General features: G+C 40.3%; 1 protein-coding gene. It reads left to right on the top strand.

The features are described from left to right. Nucleotides 1-361 precede the first annotated feature (361 nt). Complete coding sequence (locus tag HMPREF1051_RS11495; RefSeq protein ID WP_003768908.1) at nt 362-1,420, top strand: hypothetical protein; 1,059 nt, start codon at nt 362-364, stop codon at nt 1,418-1,420. The last annotated feature ends 28 nt before the right edge of the window (nt 1,421-1,448 follow it).

Here is a 1,448-nt window from a genome sequence, read left to right on the forward strand (position 1 = left end):
TATAGTGGATTAAAATTGCAATGATACGGCGTTGCCAACGCCCTTATGTACTACCCGTACACGGCGGGCGTTGCCGCCTTGTCTCATTTTTATTTTAATCCACTATATCAATTTTCCAAATTCAATTTAAGCAGCATCGGTGAGGCATTTTGCTGATAGGTTTCAAAATCCAAAGCCTTCTGTTCTTCGTTCCAGCGCAACTTACGGGAAGGACTGGAGTGTTTTGTTTGCATCTGACTCAACCAAACGATATGATGCATACTAATTATTCATAAAAAATAATGGAAACTTTTAGAAATTGTTTACCCATAACATCGATAATGTAAGACACAACAGATAATTCTCATTAAAGGAGAGGGTCATGTCGCAACACTGCAAAGAACAAGATAAAATCCGTGGCAAATTTATCCGTGCCTACTATTCCAATTCAGCCGGAGGCGGCCTGTACAAGGAAAACCTGACCGAAGCAGCAGCCCGCGCCAAAGCGGCGGAAATGCGTAAAAAGGGCTACCAATTCGGCGAATCCGAACTACCTGCCAAATATTCGTGCTGGTGGGGCGACCCGGCTTTCCAACACATTACCATAGAATATGAAGCCTATTGCAAAATCGAGCTCACATCGGAAACCGCCGCCAAACTGCCGAAAAACCGCAACAGAACCACCATAGGCGTGGGCGAAGCCGTGACCATCCGCTCCAATATCCCCGTATTGTGGGAAATCCAATCGAATCTGGTCAACCCTTCGTCTGTCAAATCGAAAACACCATCAAACGAAATTTCTTTTTCCGCTTTGGATAAGGCAGGTTCGATAACTGTCAGAGCTAAAACCCAGCATGATCAAAAAAGCATTACTTTCTCAATCATCGAACCAGTTAGCTTATCTTATTCTTTAGCAAGAAATGAAGACAATTCCCCTATGATTTTTCATGAAAAAGGAGCGTATATAGCAATCATTGGTTTGGTTATTACGGTTTATCCGAAAACTGTAAATTTCTATAAAGTAGTTTTCCGGGAAAGTAACGAACCGAGTAAAGACAGCGGAGTTTTTCTAGAAAAAGGAAAAATACACTGCCATGCCACTAAAGAAACGAGAAAAGCAGGAACTAAATGCCCTAGAGCAGGAACTATTCCCGTCAAAGACAAAGGAGAAGAGTACAATATCTTGGGTGATTATGATGTTGTAGGAGGCGGAGAAAATGATCCCAAAAAAATTACCCGTCTACCCTCTGAAAGTTCTATGAAAACCGATATAGATATTTTCTGGGGACTGGAAGAACCTCTTACCAAGAAACTGGCAAAAAAAGTCAATCAAACAGTTACCTTATACTCAAACGGAAATTTTCTTATTAAAAAGGGAAACTACAAAATAGAAATAAAAAAAGGAGACAACTATACAAAAAACAATAATTTCTACAAATAAGGGTTGAAAATGAATAAACTTTATCCCG

The organism is Neisseria sicca VK64 (assembly GCF_000260655.1).
Lineage (GTDB): Bacteria > Pseudomonadota > Gammaproteobacteria > Burkholderiales > Neisseriaceae > Neisseria > Neisseria sicca_B.